The organism is Nocardia nova (assembly GCF_002933465.1).
Classification (GTDB): domain Bacteria; phylum Actinomycetota; class Actinomycetes; order Mycobacteriales; family Mycobacteriaceae; genus Nocardia; species Nocardia nova_B.
In genome coordinates, this window is sequence record NZ_PSZE01000008.1 from 255,475 (window position 1) to 271,754 (window position 16,280).

At 68.8% G+C, this 16,280-nt stretch carries 16 protein-coding genes; 10 read left to right on the forward strand and 6 right to left on the reverse strand.

Going from position 1 to position 16,280, the window contains the following annotated elements; genetic code table 11:
- Window positions 1-73: 73 nt before the first annotated feature.
- Window positions 74-682 carry a DUF1003 domain-containing protein gene (locus C5E41_RS13040; protein ID WP_104376072.1) on the reverse strand — a complete coding sequence of 203 codons (609 nt, stop codon included), beginning with the start codon at window positions 680-682 and terminating at the stop codon, window positions 74-76.
- On the reverse strand, window positions 679-2,031 hold the full coding sequence (locus C5E41_RS13045) for a magnesium transporter MgtE N-terminal domain-containing protein (RefSeq protein WP_104376073.1): 1,353 nt from the start codon (window positions 2,029-2,031) through the stop codon (window positions 679-681). The genes C5E41_RS13040 and C5E41_RS13045 overlap by 4 nt, the downstream gene beginning before the upstream one ends.
- Before the next feature lie 50 nt (window positions 2,032-2,081).
- Here C5E41_RS13045 and C5E41_RS13050 point away from each other — a divergent pair, with 50 nt between their 5' ends.
- The 4 genes from C5E41_RS13050 (at window position 2,082) to C5E41_RS13065 (ending at window position 5,523) form a co-directional block, all read left to right on the forward strand.
- On the forward strand, window positions 2,082-3,029 hold the full coding sequence (locus tag C5E41_RS13050) for an HpcH/HpaI aldolase/citrate lyase family protein (protein WP_104376130.1): 948 nt from the start codon (window positions 2,082-2,084) through the stop codon (window positions 3,027-3,029).
- Between the two features lie 169 nt (window positions 3,030-3,198).
- Entirely contained in the window at window positions 3,199-4,248 is a 1,050-nt protein-coding gene (locus C5E41_RS13055) for a fused (3R)-hydroxyacyl-ACP dehydratase subunits HadA/HadB (RefSeq protein ID WP_104376074.1), read from the forward strand.
- 161 nt (window positions 4,249-4,409) lie between these two features.
- A complete protein-coding gene (locus C5E41_RS13060; protein WP_104376075.1) occupies window positions 4,410-4,901 on the forward strand; it encodes a general stress protein in 492 nt (163 codons plus the stop codon).
- A 22-nt stretch (window positions 4,902-4,923) separates the two neighbouring features.
- Entirely contained in the window at window positions 4,924-5,523 is a 600-nt protein-coding gene (locus C5E41_RS13065) for a suppressor of fused domain protein (RefSeq protein ID WP_104376076.1), read from the forward strand.
- A gap of 63 nt (window positions 5,524-5,586) precedes the next feature.
- Here the strand turns inward: C5E41_RS13065 and C5E41_RS13070 are convergent, their stop codons facing one another.
- Entirely contained in the window at window positions 5,587-6,669 is a 1,083-nt protein-coding gene (locus C5E41_RS13070; protein ID WP_104376077.1) for a magnesium and cobalt transport protein CorA, read from the reverse strand.
- A gap of 32 nt (window positions 6,670-6,701) precedes the next feature.
- On the opposite strand from C5E41_RS13070, the gene C5E41_RS13075 reads away from it, so the two are divergent.
- The 4 genes from C5E41_RS13075 (at window position 6,702) to C5E41_RS13090 (ending at window position 11,259) form a co-directional block, all read left to right on the forward strand.
- The gene (locus C5E41_RS13075) at window positions 6,702-7,556 is read left to right on the forward strand and encodes a PHP domain-containing protein (RefSeq protein ID WP_104376131.1); all 855 of its coding nucleotides are present in this window, start codon (window positions 6,702-6,704) and stop codon (window positions 7,554-7,556) included.
- Window positions 7,553-7,819, forward strand: a complete 267-nt coding sequence (locus C5E41_RS13080; RefSeq protein ID WP_104376078.1) for a hypothetical protein — start codon at window positions 7,553-7,555, stop codon at window positions 7,817-7,819. The genes C5E41_RS13075 and C5E41_RS13080 overlap by 4 nt, the downstream gene beginning before the upstream one ends.
- Before the next feature lie 51 nt (window positions 7,820-7,870).
- Window positions 7,871-9,460: an FAD-dependent oxidoreductase gene (locus C5E41_RS13085; RefSeq protein ID WP_439956414.1), complete on the forward strand. Its 1,590-nt coding sequence runs from the start codon at window positions 7,871-7,873 to the stop codon at window positions 9,458-9,460.
- A gap of 578 nt (window positions 9,461-10,038) precedes the next feature.
- Window positions 10,039-11,259, forward strand: coding sequence for an NAD(P)-dependent malic enzyme (locus C5E41_RS13090; protein WP_439956413.1), 1,221 nt, complete (start codon window positions 10,039-10,041; stop codon window positions 11,257-11,259).
- Window positions 11,260-11,338: 79 nt separating this feature from the next.
- On the opposite strand, the gene C5E41_RS13095 is transcribed toward C5E41_RS13090, so the two are convergent.
- The 3 genes from C5E41_RS13095 to C5E41_RS13105 form a co-directional block, all read right to left on the reverse strand.
- A complete protein-coding gene (locus C5E41_RS13095) occupies window positions 11,339-11,668 on the reverse strand; it encodes a heme-binding protein (RefSeq protein WP_104376080.1) in 330 nt (109 codons plus the stop codon).
- 107 nt (window positions 11,669-11,775) lie between these two features.
- The gene (locus tag C5E41_RS13100) at window positions 11,776-13,359 is read right to left on the reverse strand and encodes a HAMP domain-containing sensor histidine kinase (RefSeq protein WP_104376081.1); all 1,584 of its coding nucleotides are present in this window, start codon (window positions 13,357-13,359) and stop codon (window positions 11,776-11,778) included.
- Window positions 13,356-14,030 (reverse strand): response regulator transcription factor, encoded by a 675-nt coding sequence (locus C5E41_RS13105; protein ID WP_104376133.1) that lies wholly within the window; start codon window positions 14,028-14,030, stop codon window positions 13,356-13,358. Before C5E41_RS13105 ends, C5E41_RS13100 begins: the two co-directional genes overlap by 4 nt.
- A 190-nt stretch (window positions 14,031-14,220) precedes the next feature.
- Between C5E41_RS13105 and C5E41_RS13110 the strand changes: the two genes are divergently transcribed.
- The gene (locus C5E41_RS13110) at window positions 14,221-15,261 is read left to right on the forward strand and encodes a glycine betaine ABC transporter substrate-binding protein (RefSeq protein ID WP_104376082.1); all 1,041 of its coding nucleotides are present in this window, start codon (window positions 14,221-14,223) and stop codon (window positions 15,259-15,261) included.
- 98 nt (window positions 15,262-15,359) lie between these two features.
- Window positions 15,360-16,277 (forward strand): DMT family transporter, encoded by a 918-nt coding sequence (locus C5E41_RS13115; protein WP_104376083.1) that lies wholly within the window; start codon window positions 15,360-15,362, stop codon window positions 16,275-16,277.
- The last annotated feature ends 3 nt before the right edge of the window (window positions 16,278-16,280 follow it).

Sequence of the window (16,280 nt, forward strand, 5' to 3'; positions counted from 1 at the left end):
TTCGCGCGGGGCCGCCACGGACAACGTGATCCAGGTTACCTGTCGGTCAGCAACCTGTTATCGATAATTCCGGTCAGCCGCCATCTATTTGAGGCGAAATCGGTACTCGACTCCTCTTTCTATCGGTACTTTTCTTGGACTTCGCGGTCTCGACAGCATCTTCGTCGTCCAGAGGCGTATGGAGTTGGAGCCGCGCCAGAGCGTCTTTGATGTCCTCGAGTTCCCGGCGCAGATAGTCGCGAGTAGCCACCTCGCCCACCGCGATCCGCAGCGCGGCCAGCTCCCGGGCCAGGAATTCGGTGTCCGCCTTGGTCTGTGCCGCGCGGCGGCGATCCTCCTCGAGAGATACCTTGTCGCGGTTGTCCTGCCGGTTCTGGGCCAGCAGGATCAGCGGTGCGGCATACGCGGCCTGGGTGGAAAAGGCCAGGTTGAGCAGGATGAACGGATACGGATCCCACTGCAGGCTGACCGCGAAGACATTGAGCCCGATCCACACCACGACCACGACCGTCTGCAACAGCAGATAACGACCGGTGCCCAGGAATCGGGCCACCGTCTCGCTGCCCCGCGCCACCGCCTCGGCGTCGATCTCGAAGCGAAACCGCGATTCGACGGGAGTCTCCAAGCGCTGCCGGGCGATCGGCTTGTCCGTGCGGGCCGTGCGTTCGCCGCGCTCACTCATGCCTTCGCCCTCCCGGCCGCCGCCCTACTTGCCTCCGCTGCGCGTGCGGCCACGGCGATGGAATGAATCGTGTGCGCCGGTTCGGAGGCGTCCTCGTCCTGTTCGCGCCAGTCCTCGGGCAGCAGATGGTCCAGCACGTCGTCGACGCTGACCGCGCCGAGCAGGTGATTCTCCTCGTCCACCACCGGCCCGCAGACCAGGTTGTAGGTCGCGAAGTAGCGGGTGACCGCGGTCAGCGGGGCATCGGGATGCAGCTGGGTCAGGTCGCTGTCGACCAGCCCGCCGACCAGCGTCGCGGGCGGTTCCCGCAGCAGCGCCTGGGTATGCACACAGCCCAGATAGCGGCCGGTCGGCGTCGCGGTCGGCGGGCGGACCACGAACACCATCGACGCCAGCGCGGGTGTCAGGTCGGGGTCGCGGATGCGGGCCAGTGCCTCGGCGACGGTCGCCGCGGGGGTGAGCACCACCGGGCGGGGCGTCATCATGCCGCCCGCGGTGTAGGGCGAATATTCGAGCAGGCGCCGCACCGGCTCCGATTCCTCCGGATCCATCAGCGCCAGCAGCGCCTCGGCCTCGCCGGTGGGCAGTTCGCCGAGCAGGTCGGCGGCGTCGTCGGGGTCCATCGCCTCGAGCAGGTCTGCAGCGCGTTCTACACCCAGATTCTGCAGCACGTCGACCTGGTCGTTCTCCGGAAGTTCCTGCACCACGTCGGCGAGTCGTTCGTCGTCGAGGGCCCGGGCCAATTCGATCCGGCGTTTCTCGGGCAGTTCGCGCAGCAGATGCGCCACATCGGCCGGGCGCAGGCCCTCGAACTGGCCGAGCAGTTGGGTGACGTCCTGACCGGGCAGATTCAATTCGTGCTGGGTCAGCCCGCGCACATCCGACCACTCGACCACGTGCACCTCGCGGCGTCGGCCCAGTCGCCGATGTCCGCGCACCGCCACCCGCGAGAGCACCCAGTCGCGGGTGCGGCTCTGTTCGATGCCGAGGTCGACGACGAAGACGTCCACCCCCTCGAGGTCCGGGAGTTCGGGATCGACCACGCGCACCTTGGAGTCGAGCACCTGCGCCAACGCCAGCATTTCGCCGGGCCGCTGTTCGAATCGGCGCAGGCTCACGGTGCCGGTGTTGAGGTTGACCGAGTTCGGCTCGATCGCGTTGACCCGGAGCATCGGGACGAAAATACGTTTGCGCGTGGGTAGTTCGACCAGAAGTCCCAGCACCCGGGGTTGCTGGCGGTCGTAGCGGATGGAGATCACCACGTCCCGCAGACGGCCGATAGACTCGCCGTCCGGACCCAGTACCACCAGGCCCGCCAGCCTGGCGGCGAAAACTTTCGTTGCTGCCATAAGTGCAAGGCTATGTGGTGCAGCCCCGCGAGACGATTCAGGAGCCGCCCATGTCAACGCGTCGATCGGTGTTAGCCGTACCCGGCAGTAATCTACGGATGATCGACAAGGCCAAGGGTTTGCCCGCCGACGAGATCTTTCTCGATCTCGAGGATGCGGTCGCCCCGCCCGCCAAGGCCGCCGCCCGCGCCAATATCGTGGCCGCGCTGAACTCGCCCGGCTGGGGCAAGCAGATCAAGGTGGTGCGGGTCAACGACTGGACGACGGAATGGACCTACGCCGACGTCATTTCGGTGGTCGAGGGCGCCGGCCGCGATCTGGACGCGATTCTGCTGCCCAAGGTGCTCGACGGCGCCCAGGTGCGCGCGCTCGATCTGCTGCTGACGCAGTTGGAGAAGGCCAACGGCCTCGAGGTGGGCCGCATCGGCATCGAGCCGCAGATCGAGAACGCGCAGGGACTGCGCAACATCGACGAGATCGCCAGCGCCGGCCCGCGCGTGCAGACCCTGGTCTTCGGCCCCGCCGACTTCATGGCCAGCATCAATATGCGCACCCTGGTGGTCGGTGAACAGCCCGAGGGCTACGAACCCGGCGACGCCTACCACCACATTCTGATGACCATCCTGCTCGCCGCCCGGGCTCACGGCCTGCAGGCCATCGACGGCCCCTATCTGCAGATTCGCGACCTCGACGGCTTCCGCCGCGCGGCATCCCGCACCGCGGCCCTCGGTTTCGACGGCAAATGGGTGCTGCATCCCACTCAGGTCGAGGCGTGCAACGAGATCTTCAGCCCTCGCCAGGCCGACTACGACCGCGCCGAGGAGATCCTGGACGCCTACGCCTATCACACCTCGACCGCCGGCGGCGCCCGCGGCGCGGTCATGCTCGGCGACGAGATGATCGACGAGGCCAGCGCGAAGATGGCGCAGGTCGTCGCGGAGAAGGGCCGGGCCGCCGGAATGACTCGCACGACGAGTTTCGTGCCGCCGCAGGCGTAGGAGCAGCGTCGCCGTCGAGCCCATCGCCACCGCTGGTGCGACGCGACCTCACAACCTCACAACCACGCGGCCCGCGGATCATGAAATGTCCTGAGGCCCCCGCGGATCGACAGCTCGGCGGTTGGGCCCCGCGTAGACTTCGGCGCAGCCGAGAGTTGAGGAGTCGGGCTTGTCGCAGGCAGCCGTGGATGTGGCGGCGTACACCAGGTCATTGGTCGGGTACGCGTACCGGGCCGACGACTACTACGAGGTCGGGCGGGAGAAGATCCGCGAGTATGCGCGTGCCGTACAGGATTACTGTCCGGTGCACTGGCGGGAGGACGCCGCGGCCGGCTACGGCTACGGCGCGGTGGTCGCACCGCCCACCTTCATGTCGATCCCCGCGCTGCTGGCCAATCGCCGGCTGTTCGAACGCGTCATCACCGGCTACGACGTGTACGTGCAGACCGATCAGGTCTTCGAGTTCCATCGGCCGGTGGTCTCCGGCGACCGTCTGGTGAGCGATGTCGAGGTCGCCGCGGTGCGCAGCATCGCCGGGAAGGATCTGATCACCGTCACCAACACCTTCACCGATCACCTCGACGAGGTCGTCCATGTGATGCACACGACCGCGGTCGGTGTCACCGGCGCCGACATCGACGCGGGAATCGGCGGCGCGATCGAACGGGTGATCATGCACGGTGTCCGGGCTCCGTCGGCGGCGCAGGGTCTTTCGGAGGCGGACGTGCTCGAAGCCGCCGTAGCGCCACGCCGCGCCCACCGCTTCTCCGAGGTATCGCGAGAGCGTGTGCTGCACAATGTGGTTCGCTTCGAAGAGGTCGCGGTCGGCGATGAGCTCCCGCCGCGCACCGCGCGGGTCACACGCGGTGATCTGGTGAACTACGCGGGTGTCTCGGGGGACGCCAACCCCATCCACTGGCACGATGGCGTCGCCGCGCTCGCGGGCCTGCCCGACGTCATCGCACACGGCATGCTGACGATGGGGCTCGGCGCGGGCTTCGTCACCGGATGGCTCGGCGACCCCGGAGCGCTGACCAGATACGCCGTGCGGCTGTCGAACTACACGATCGTGGATGCCCGGTCCGCCGGCGTCGTCGAATTCACCGGCCGGATCAAATCCCTCGATCCCCAGACGCGCACCGCCGTGGTGGTGGTCGTCGCGAAGTCGGCGGGCCGCAAGATATTCGGTCTGGCCACCGCCGAGGTCCGCTTGGCGTGATGCGGGGTTCCTCCGGGTCGATGATCACTGTCCCCCTGTGCGATCCTCAGCGGTGTGATGTCCGATTCGCTACCCTTCGGCGGTAAAATCGGACACGCGGGGCTGCCGCCGGGGCGCCGCATCCAGCCGCAGCGCCGATATCGACCTAGGATCGTGGAGTTATGACCAATCCGTTGGGTAGTTCGAATCGCAATCGGCCCGGCTTGCCGACGCCGCCGTCGGGGTGGCCGGTCGCCTCCTATCCGACCTACGCCGAGGCACAGCGGGCGGTCGACTATCTGGCCGACAACCAGTTCCCGGTGGAGAACATGACCATCGTGGGTGTCGACTTGATGCAGGTCGAACGAGTGCTGGGCCGGCTGACCTGGGGCAAAGTTATTGGCGGCGGCATGGTTTCGGGCGCCTGGCTGGGGCTGTTCCTGGGGTTGCTGCTGAGCCTGTTCACCACGGGCGGCGTGATCGGGCCGCTGGTGGTCGGCCTGGTCGGCGGCGTCATCTTCGGGCTCATCTCGGCGGTGATCCCGTACGCCGCCACCCGAGGCACCCGCGATTTCGCCTCCACCATGCAGTTGGTCGCCGGCCGCTACGACGTCCTGTGTGACCCGAAGGTGGCCGAGCAGGCGCGGGATATGCTGGCGCGCCTGGCGCTGTAGGGCTCTGGCACGCTCTAGGACCATGGAACTCGATCAGGTGCGCGCCGCGGTACTGACGCATTTCGACATCCCCCGAACGGGGTCGGGATTCGACGACACCCGCTTCGACTCCGCGTCGGTGACCTTCCTCGGCCTGGAGCCGATCGACATCCTGCGCATCCCCGACGGCGAGTTCGTGCACTACGTCACCCTCGGCGGCTCCCGGCATCCGATGACCGATTCCGCGGCGGCGCTGGCCGACCCCGTGCGCGGCCCGCGCGCCGAACTGGTGCTGACGCTGCGCGGCGGTGCCGGTGCCCAGGCGGGGCTGCCGCGCGGACTCGGCGTGTTGATCGCCGCGCCCGCGGTGGAAGGCGTTGTGCTGCAACAGGATGCGCTGCTCGACCTGGGAGAACCGTTGTGGCACAACGCTCCTTTCACCGCGGTCTTGCTGGGCGAGGCCGATATCGCCGAGGTTCCACTGCCGGAACCCGCCGATCCGGTGCGATTCCTGGCGGTCGCGCCGATCACCGCCACCGAGGCGGCGTGGGTGCGAGTGCGCGGGGCCGCGGCGCTACGGGACGCGTGGGCAGAAGCGGGGATCGACGTCCGGGATCCGCACCGGGCCGCCGCGAACCTGTAGACCGCGCGGGCGCACGGCAGGCGCGGTGCGGCGAAACTCAGGGTCTCGGAACGACTTCGAGCCTCACAACCACTTGTTGCGCCGCAGCGCGACGAACAGCGCACCGCAGATGACCAGGATCACGATCCACACCATCCCGTATCCGTAGGTCCACGACAGCTCCGGCATATGCGTGAAATTCATGCCGTAGATACCGGCGATCATGGTCGGCACCGCGGCCATCGCGGCCCAAGCCGAGATCTTGCGCATATCGGTGTTCTGCTGGACGCTGACCTTCGCCAGCGCCGCGTTGATCAGCGCGCTGAGCGCCTCGTCGAAATCGCTGATCCGCTCGGCGACCGCGGTGTGGTGGTCGGCGACATCACGCAGATAGCGGCTGATCTCCTTCGGCATCGGCAGCTCCGAACTGCGGCTGAGCACTTGCAACGGCAAGGCCAGCGGATTGACCGCCCGCCGCAACTCGACCACCTCGCGCTTGAGCTGATAGATGGCCTCGATGGTGAGCCGGCTGCGCGGGGTGAAGACCTCTTCCTCCATGCCCTCCACATCGTCTTCGACCGACTGAGTCACCAGGAGATACGAATCCACCACGTGGTCGGCCACGGCGTGCAGCACCGCGCCCGGTCCCAGCGCCAGGCGTTCGGGACGCTTCTCCATCTCCTCGCGGACCACCTTCAGCGCGGTGTGCTCGCCGTGGCGGACGGTGACCACGAAATCCGCGCCCATGAAGATCATGATCTCGCCGGTCTGCACGATCTCGCTGACCGAATTGGGGTCGTGTTCGAGGTATTTCACGGTGCGTAACACCAGGAACAGCGTGTCGTCGTAGCGTTCCAGTTTGGGGCGTTGATGGGCGTGCACGGCATCTTCGACCGCGAGTTCGTGCAGGCCGAATATCTCGGCTACCTCTGCCATCTGATCCACGTCGGGAGCGTGCATGCCCACCCAGACGAAGCCGTCACCGCGCTCGCGCACCTGTGCCAGCGCGGCAGCCGGGGTCACATGTCCGGACTGGCGGCGGCCGTCGATATAGACGCCGCAGTCGACGATCGCGCGGGCGGTGGGAACCGGAATCCGGGGCAGCTGCGGCCCGCGCCGCGACCTCCCGGAGCCACGGAACGGGGGAAACGGCGGTATCGAGGGCACGCCCCGGATGCTAGTTGGGCAAGATGGAACGCGTGCGTATCGACCTCCACACCCATTCGACCGCCTCCGACGGCACCGACACCCCCGGCGATCTGATGCGCGCGGCCGCGGCGGCGGGGCTGGACGTGGTGGCGATCACCGATCACGACACCACCTCCGGATGGGACGAGGCGGTCGCCGCGCTGCCGCCGGGGCTGCGATTGGTGCGCGGGATGGAGATGTCCTGCGTCGGCATGGGGGAGGACGGCCGGCCGGTGCCGGTGCATCTGCTGGCCTACCTGTTCGATCCGAGCGATGCCGCCTTCGCCGCCGAACGCGAGCGGTTGCGCACCGAACGCGTCTCACGGGTGCGCGCGATGGCCGATCTCATGGTGGCCGATGGTCTGCCGATCGATCCGGATGCGGTACTCGCCGCGGCGGGCCCGGCAGCGGGACGCCCACATCTGGCGCGAGCGCTGGTCGAGGCCGGTGTGGTCCCGACGGTCGGCGCGGCCTTCGACGATCTGCTCGCTCCGCGCGGCCGCTATTACGTCGAGAAGGCCGACACTCCGTTGCGGCAGGCGGTGGAAATGGTGGCCGCGGCCGGAGGGGTGACCGTGGTCGCGCACGCGCGCGCCCGCACCCGGGGGCGGCTGCTGGCCATCGACGACATCCGCGATCTGGCCGAGCACGGGCTGGGGGGACTCGAGATCGATCACCCCGACCACAATCCCGCCGACCGGGCGGTGCTGCGCGAGCTGGCACGCGAACTGGACCTCATAGGTACCGGATCCTCGGATTACCACGGCGCCGACAAACCCGTGGGGCTGGGCGAATGCCGCACGGGCGCAGAGCAATTCGAGCGTCTGGCCGAGAAGGCGAGCGGCGTCGCGGTGATCGCCTCGTGAGAGTCGTGCGGGCGCTCAGCGGAACCGTGGCCGCCGGACTGGTCGTGCTGGCGGCGGTGGTCGTCGGCGCTGCGGTCCTGGGGGCGCGGCGCGGGTTTCCGGGGCCGGGTGCGAGCAGTGTCGGCTGGCATATCGGAATGGCGGCGCTGGCACTAGGCGCGCAAATTCTTTCCGACCGGCGTCGGGGAATTCCGGCGTTTTTCGGATCTCTGGTCGTCTTTGTGGCGGCGGGTTACCTATTGGTTACGCAATGGTGGAATTGAACCCCGCGTAACCGTTGCGGCCGGATGAATTGTGGCCGAATATTTTCCTTTGTGAGCGTGCGTAACCGGTCCACTATTCGCGCGGAATCCGAGTTCGCGGCGGAGACGTCCGCCGATGTGCTGGTGGTGGGTGGCGGCCCGGCGGGCGCCTGGGCGGCGTTGACGGCGGCGACGGCTGGGGCGCGAGTGATCCTGGTCGACAAGGGCCGTTGCGGGGAATGCGGTCCGACGTCGAAAGGTGTTGTCGCACTGTGGGATATCCCGCCGGGAGTGGATCGGGAGCGAGCCCTGGCGCACAGCCTGTCGTGCGGCGGCGATCTCGGTGACCTCGAGTGGATGGATCGGGTGCTCGGCGAAACTCATCACCGCATCGCCCATCTGCTGCGCTGGGGCTACCGGCAGACCGGAGGCGGACCGTCGGCGCGCGTCTATCTCGAGGGCCGGAGATATCTGGCTGCGCTGCGGCGCACGCTGTTCCGATTGGGTGTCCAGGTCGTCGACCATCATCCGGCGCTGTATCTGCTGGTGGATGCCGACGGCGTGGTATGCGGGGCCGGTGGGCTCGCTGGTGACGACCGGTATCGCGGCTGGACCGTTCGCGCGGGCGCTGTGGTGCTGGCCACCGGTGGGTGCGCCTTCCTGGCCGGCGGCGCGGGAACCGATGTCGATACCGGTGAGGGCCTGCTGATGGCGGCGGAGGCGGGCACCGAATTGTCGGGGATGGAGTTCTCCGGCGCGTACGGTCTCGCGACGATGAGAGATCTGCGTGAGCCCCGGTTCGCGTCGCTGTACGACGAATCGGGGGCTCGCATCGACGGTGACGACTTCACGGCCCGGTCCGTGGCCCTCGCCGCGCTGGCGGAGGGGAGGGCGGTCTACGCCGACATTCCGCCGGACTCCGCGGTCCGGTACGGCCCCGCGTCGGCGGCGCCGCCGGGAACCACGGCGGTACCGGCGAGCACCGGGGCCGGCGTCGGCGGGTCGCCGTCGGCCGGCCGGGTGCGTCTGCGTCCGGTCCTGCAGGGCACCGTGCGCGGCTCCGGCGGGATCAGGCTGGTCGGATTCGATTGCGCCACAACGGTTGCCGGATTGTACGCCGCAGGGGACGTGGCATCGCGGGAGCCGATCACCGGTGCGGTCGGCGGGTTCGACGGGCACGGTGGCGGGTGGGCGATCTCGTCCGGCATGTGGGCCGGATCGGGCGCGGCGCGGTTCGCTCGCCGCCGGGGCCGCGTCGGCGAACCGCGGCCGGTTCCGGGGGCCGGGCTGAATTCGCATCCCGGGGCCGATCCGCGCGCGGACATCGATCCTCGTGCCGTGATCGGGCTGGTGCAGGAACATACGTTGCCGCTGCGGCGCAGCTATTGGCGCAGTGCGGGCAGTCTGCGCGACAGCATCGCCGAACTCGACGCGATGTGGCCGGTCACCGAATACGGGCTCGGCGGTACCGGGGCCGACCAGGTGCGGGCCCGGCAGGCCGCGGCCTTGCTGGCGGTGGCCCGCTGGACGAAGTACAGCGCCTTGGCGCGCACCGAGACCCGGGGCCTGCATCGGCGCACCGATCATCCCGGCCCGGTCCGCAACTGGCGCCGCCGCCTGCTGACCGGCGGCGTGAACGAGATCTGGGTGCGCCCGGCGTGAGCGAATAGGGCATGAGCTCACATCGGCGTTCCGGGTGGCGGTGGGACTGTTCACCGCTGCTTCCCAGCGGGGGCGAGTATCCCCTTACGCGCAGGTAATTCGGCGGCCCTACCCTCGGAAGATGGCAGTAGACACCCGGCCCCGGGCCGGTCCCGCATCGAGGGGACCACGCCCGGGGTCGAGGAGCGATTTTGCAACTCCCTGTCCGTACTGGCAGAATGTTGCGGATTCCCGGCCGACGCCACCGCCCGGTCCGGGACGGTTGGTGACTTTCGGTTCGTGACGCACGGCTCCGATCCGCGGATCACCCCGCAGCCTTGCCCGGACCACCCGTCCGGTTCTCGCTCGATGGATCGTGCGCGGCCAGATCGCAATGAAGCAAGCCCGCAAAGGCGCAAACGCGCGTATGCCGTAGTCGGAAGTACCTCCACGGCATGCCGCGACCTGACAACCGACGGTTTTACGCGACCGCGTGAACGCCCGGTCGGCGCACATCGTTCGAATTTCGACGACCTTTTAAACGAAAACCCGGCGGTAACCGTGAGCCGGTTCAGCCCGGACCGAGCAGGAGTGAAATCGTGTCATCTGTGACTGACGCACCGAATGCCACTACAGCGAGCCGTGAAACCGATACGACCGATCTGTCCGCTATCACGCACGAGGAAATTTTCGCCGGCCATCTCGGTGGCAAGCTTTCGGTGGAATTGTCCGCACCGTTGGAGACCCAGCGGGATCTGTCCATCGCGTACACGCCGGGCGTCGCGCAGGTGAGTCGCGCCATCCACAAGGACGAGGCGCTGGCCAAGCGCTACACGTGGACCGATCGTCTGGTGGTCGTGGTCAGTGACGGCACCGCGGTTCTCGGCCTGGGTGACATCGGTCCGCGGGCGTCGCTGCCGGTCATGGAGGGCAAGGCCGCGCTGTTCAAGAAGTTCGCCGGACTGGACTCGATTCCGATCGTGCTCGACACCAAGGATGTCGACGAGATCGTGGAAACCCTGGTGCGCCTGCGTCCGAGCTTCGGTGCGGTGAACCTGGAGGACATCTCCGCCCCGCGCTGCTTCGAGATCGAGAAGCGCGTCATCGAGGCGCTGGACTGCCCGGTCATGCACGACGACCAGCACGGCACCGCCATCGTGGTGCTGGCGGCGCTCAACGGTGCGGCCACGGTGCAGGGGCGCGATATCGCCGACCTGAAGGTGGTCGTCTCCGGCGCCGGCGCCGCGGGTGTGGCCTGCTCGAACATCCTGCTGGCCGCCGGCGTGTCGGATGTGGTGGTGCTCGACTCGAAGGGCATCGTCAGCCGCGACCGCGGGGACCTCAACGAGGTGAAGGCCGATCTGGCCGAGCGCACCAACCCGCGTGGCGTCACCGGCGGTGCGGCCGAGGCGCTGGCCGGTGCGGATGTGTTCCTGGGCCTGTCGGCCGGGACCATCGCCGAGGAGCTGATCGCCTCGATGGCGCCGGAGTCCATCGTGTTCGCCATGTCGAACCCGGACCCGGAGATCCACCCGGAGGTCGCGCACCGCTACGCCGCCATCGTGGCGACCGGTCGCAGCGACTTCCCGAACCAGATCAACAACGTGCTCGCCTTCCCGGGCGTGTTCAAAGGCGCGCTGGATGCCGGTGCGCGCCGGATCACCGAGGGCATGAAGGTCGCCGCCGCCAACGCCATCTTCGGTGTGGTGGCCGACGAACTCTCGGTCGACAAGATCATCCCCAGCCCGCTCGATCCTCGGGTCGCTCCGGCGGTCGCCGAGGCCGTGGCCGCGGCCGCGCGCGCGGAAGGTGTTGCGTAACACCAGGTTCGACCACAGTGAGGGCGCCCCGGGAACTCCCGGGGCGCCCTCGCCGTATTCCGCTGCCGATGCGCGGCCGCTACTTCTTGTGGCAGGACTTGTGGTAGTCGATCATCGGCTGCCGTACCCCGCGGAAGTCCTTCAGCTCCTGCCGGTGGCCCTGGCGGTAGGCCTGCATCTCGGCCTTGCGCTGATCCTTCGGCATACCCTTCACCTTGGCGAGCTCGGCGGCCAGATCCGGGTGGCTCGCCAGGAATGCGGCGACCTGCGGGGCGGTCTGGGCTTGGACCTGGGCGCGTGCCTGCGGGCTGCACTGCGGGGCGTCGGCCGAGGCGACGCCGGGCACGGCGACGGCGAGGGCGGCGATTCCGGCGGTGCCGGCCAGCAGGGCGGCGACAGTGCGCTTCATACCGGTAACTCCATTCGTGACGGGAACGTGTCGGATCCGAATCTGCGCGCCGAATCTGAAAGGACCCTGAAAACGCCGAGTGGACCCGGCGGATCTTCAGCCGAACTTCAGCAAGGGGGGCGGCCCTCGGCGCTCCCTGCGCGGCTGGGGTGAGCACCGGCCGGCGGCGGAGCCGGCGGAAGCGTGAGTACGAATACCGCGCCGGTGGTTCCGGGCGGCGGCTCGACGCAGCGGAGGTCACCCCCGTGGGCCCTGGCGATCCCGCGCGCGATGGCCAGGCCCATACCCGCGCCGTCGCGGCGACGGTCGCGGGCGGCGTCGAGGCGGACCAGGCGGTCGAAGATGTGCTCGCGTTCCGAGGCGGGTACGCCCGGACCGGTATCGGCGACACGGATTTCGGCGACGGGGGCCATGCCGTGCGGCCCGGTCGGTGCGGCGATCGCATGCGGGTCGCCGCCCGGTTCGTGATCCGGCGTGGCGGGGCCGGCGACGGTCACGCTCACCGTTCCGCCCGGTCCCATGGCCTGGCAGGCGTTGGCCAGCAGATTGACCAGAACTTGGCCGATGCGTTCGGGGTCGACGAGCGCCCGCACCGGCCGGCCGGCGAGTCGGACATCGATATCGGGATTCAGGACTCGCATTCGATCCAGCTGGATGCGAACCAGGTCGTGGAGATCGACCGATTGCGGGTGCAGCGTGAGGCCGGCGTCGATGCGAGCCATATCCAGCAGGTCCTCCACCAGCCGACCGGCTCTCTGGGCCTCGCGCACCAGCAGCAGGTACATGTGTTCGCGCTCTTCGGTGTCGATATCGGCGGGCTGGTGCAGCACCGCTTCGGCCATGGCCTTGATCCCCGCGATCGGGGTGCGCAGTTCGTGCGCGGCATCGCCGACGAAGGCGCGCATCTGCTGCTCGGAGGCTCGCGCCCGCACTTCGGCGCCCTCCAGGGCGTCCAGCATCTCATCGAAAGCGCTGGCGGTGCGGCCCAATTCGGTATCGGTGCGGGCGGGGGAGAGGCGGCGGCCGCGGCCGCCGTGGGCGATCTCGCGGGCCAGCCGGGTCATCGAATCCAGTGGCGCCAGCGCCCGGCGCAGCCCGAACCACAGTGCCGCTGTGATGACGACGATGGCGGTCGCGGTCACGCCGATCAGAACCAGTCCCAGGCGTGAGCGCAGTTTGTCCAGCAGCGGGGTGTCGACCTGCAGGGTAAGCCGCGCCCGGTCCACCGCGCCGCCCGCGAGGGTGATGGTTCTGGTGCGGGCGCTGCCGTCACCGACGTGCCGGGGCGAGAGGCTGCCGTAGACACTGCCGTCGGCCAGGATCAGCCGCGCCCGCACCGAGCGATTGTCCAGGCGCGCGATCAATTCCGTGGGCGGGGTGTTCTGCTGCGCGAGTTGGCGGGCCAGCTGGACTCGGTCGGTGAGTACCGTATTCTCGCTGCGCGCCACCACGATCGCGAACAAGCTGTGCACCGCCAGCGCCACCACGATCAGTGCGAGGCCGGAAACCGCTGCCGCCGTGACGGTTACCCGGCGTCGCAGCGATATCGTCGGCAGTGTGCGCGATTCGGGTTCCGCTGCGGCCGGTGGAGACGGCCGGTCTCGGCCCGGCTGGGAACCGGAAAGGGGGAACCCCGCATCGTCCGGGCGGCCGGGCGGCGCGGCTGCGATGTCGTCCGGGTTGCCGCTCATCGCGAGTTCGCCCGTAACGTGTAGCCCATACCGCGCACCGTGTGCAGCAGTCGCGGTCCGTGTTCCTCCAGTTTGCGGCGCACCGCGCTGACGTAGACCTCCACGAGGTTCGGGTCGTAGTCCTCGTAACCCCAGACCGCGGTGAGGATTTGGGTTTTGGTGACGACTCGGTCGCGATGGGAGGCGAGGTAGGCGAGGAGTTTGAATTCGGTGGCCGTGAGGCCGATCGGATCGCGGCCGCGCAGCACCACGCCGGAATCGGTTTCCAGCACCAGATCGTCGATGACGATGCGACGGTGCATGCGCCCCATCCGCCGCAGCAACGCCTCGATCCGTGCCACCAGTTCGGCGAGGTCGAAGGGTTTCACCACGTAGTCGTCGGAACCGGAGCGCAGTCCGCGCACCCGATCCTCCACACCGTCGCGCGCGGTCAGCATCACCACCCCGGCGCTGCTGCGGGCGCGCACCACCTCGAGCAGGCCGAAACCGTCGCGACCCGGCAGCATCACGTCGAGGACGACGACGTCGGGTCGGAATCGCTCCAGGTCGGGCTCGAGCCGATCGCCGTGCTCGCGGGCCAGGACCTCGTGCCCGGCGGCGTGCACGGCCGCGGCGACCGCCGTGCGAATGGCGTCGGCGTCTTCGATCAGGAGAATGCGTCCCGGCTGCACCCGCACATTATTCGTCGCGCCCGCTGAGACCCGGCTGAATCCTGCTCGAGAGTCCGGTTCGCGGGTCGGCGGGGAGTGCGGGGCGGGTGCGGGTCGGCCGCCCGGACGCGGCCCACCTACGATTCCTGTGCCGGGGCGCCCCGGCCGCCGGATGTGGTTGTCGCTGACTATCGGGAGTGGGTGTCGCCGGATGGGATTGGCCGGATCGGTGCGAGTGACGGCCCGGGTTCTGGTCGCCGTCACCGTCGCCACGCTCGCGGTGGCATGTGCCAACGACGACGGCGAATCGACGATCACTGTCGGCGCCGGCGATTCGGCGCAGTCGGAGGTGCTCGCCGAAATCTATGCCCAGGCGCTCGCGCGCGCCGGTACGCCGACGATGGTGAAGAAGCATCTCGGACAGCGTGCGGACTATCTGGCGGCCCTGGACGCGGGCACGATCACTCTGGTCGGCGATACCAGCGGTGATCTCCTGACCACCTTCGACTCCTCGTCGTCGGCGACCGCGCCGGATCGGGCGACGGCCGAGAGCGTCGCAGCACATCATGCGCCCGGCCCGGCGGTCGACATGACGGCGGGGTCGCCGGTCACGCTCGAGGCGCGCTATGTCGGCTCGGTCGCCGACGACTTGAGCCGGGCCGTCCCGGAGGGACTGGCGGTGTCCGATCTCGCCGACGCCACCGATCTGCGCCCGCAACTCGCGCTCGGTGCCGCGGCGGCCGCGCGCTATCCGGCGAACGCGGCCGATCTGGCGCCGCATTGCGGTGAACTGACCGTCGGCATCGCTGGCGGGCGCGAACTCGACCCGCTCCGGACGCCGCCGGACCCGCAGCGCGACGTCGTAACGCCGCTGCGCACGGTCTACGGCTGCGACATCACCCACCACGCCGAATTTCCGGGCGACGCCGAGCTACGACAGGCATTGCGTGACCGAACCGTCGACGCGGGCGTGTTCACCTCCGCCGTCGCCCTGCTGCCGGGCGGCCCCGGCGATTCGGCTGCCGGCGCGGATCCGGCCGTCGTCGCAGATCCGGCTTATGCCTTCCGCGCCCAGAACGTCGTCCCGCTACTGCGTCAGGGCGCCTTGGACCAGCGGCAGGTCAAAAAACTCAACTACGTCGCCGGCGAGCTCACCACAGCCGAATTCGCGGCCATGATCCGCCGCGTGCGTGACGAACATGCCTCGGCGGCCGACCTCGCCCGCGCCTGGCTCGACGAACACGCCCTCTAAGCACCCCGCTTGTCCGCCGTTCCCGCTCATCGGTCATGATCAGGTTCGATACGGATTCGGGCGTACAGTGCGAATAGATCACCTGAGCGGAGTTCCGCATGGTTCTGGTCATTGCGTTGGGAGTGTTGGCCGCATTCTTGTTCGCCGCGGCCGGCTATCTGCAGCAGCGCGCGGCACGTACCGTGGTCGCCGAACAACCCCGGGCGGCCCGGGTCTTCGGGATGACCACGCTCATGCACCGGCTGCTGCGCAGTGGCACGTGGCTGCGCGGCTGGATCACGAATCTCGCGGGCTTCTTCACTCAGGCGGCGGCGCTGCATCTGGGCTCGGTGGCCGCCGTGCAGCCGCTGATGTCGACGCAGCTGCTGTTCGCGGTTCCGCTCGAGGCGTTCGGCCGTCGGCGTCGCCCGCGCGGGCGCGACATCTGGTTCGCGCTGCTGGTCTGCGCCGGCCTGGGCGTGCTGTTCGGCGTCGGCGGCGTGGCGCCGCTGGCGGGTGACCCGGATCGCGCGCGCGTCCTGCTGGCCACCTTCTCCGCCGCGGCGCTGGTGGCGTTGCTGGCCCTGATCAGTATCCGCTGTCCGATCTGGGTGGCGGCGAATCTCGTCGCGATGGCCGCCGGCGTCTGTTTCGCGATGAGCGCCGTCTTCATGAAGCTGACCACCGAGGATCTGATCGATCGCGGCATTCCCGCCACCGCCACCGACTGGCCCGGCTATCTGCTCGCCGTTTCCACCCTCAGTGGGCTGGTCCTGGAACAGACCGCCTTCGCCGCCGGGCCGCTGCCGTGGGCGATCGCGGCCATGAGTGTGACGAATCCGATAGTCAGTTACGTGGTCGGCGTGCTGGCCTTCAAGGTCGCGCTACCGCACACCGCCGGGTCGCTGGCCGGGGTCGCGGTCGCCGGAGCGCTGATCGCGGCGGGAATCGGCGGACTCGCCCATTCGCCGCTGGCCCGCGCCTTCTACGCCGGTAACAAGGAGATTACCGACGAATCGCCCAGCCTGATGTCGTAAAAG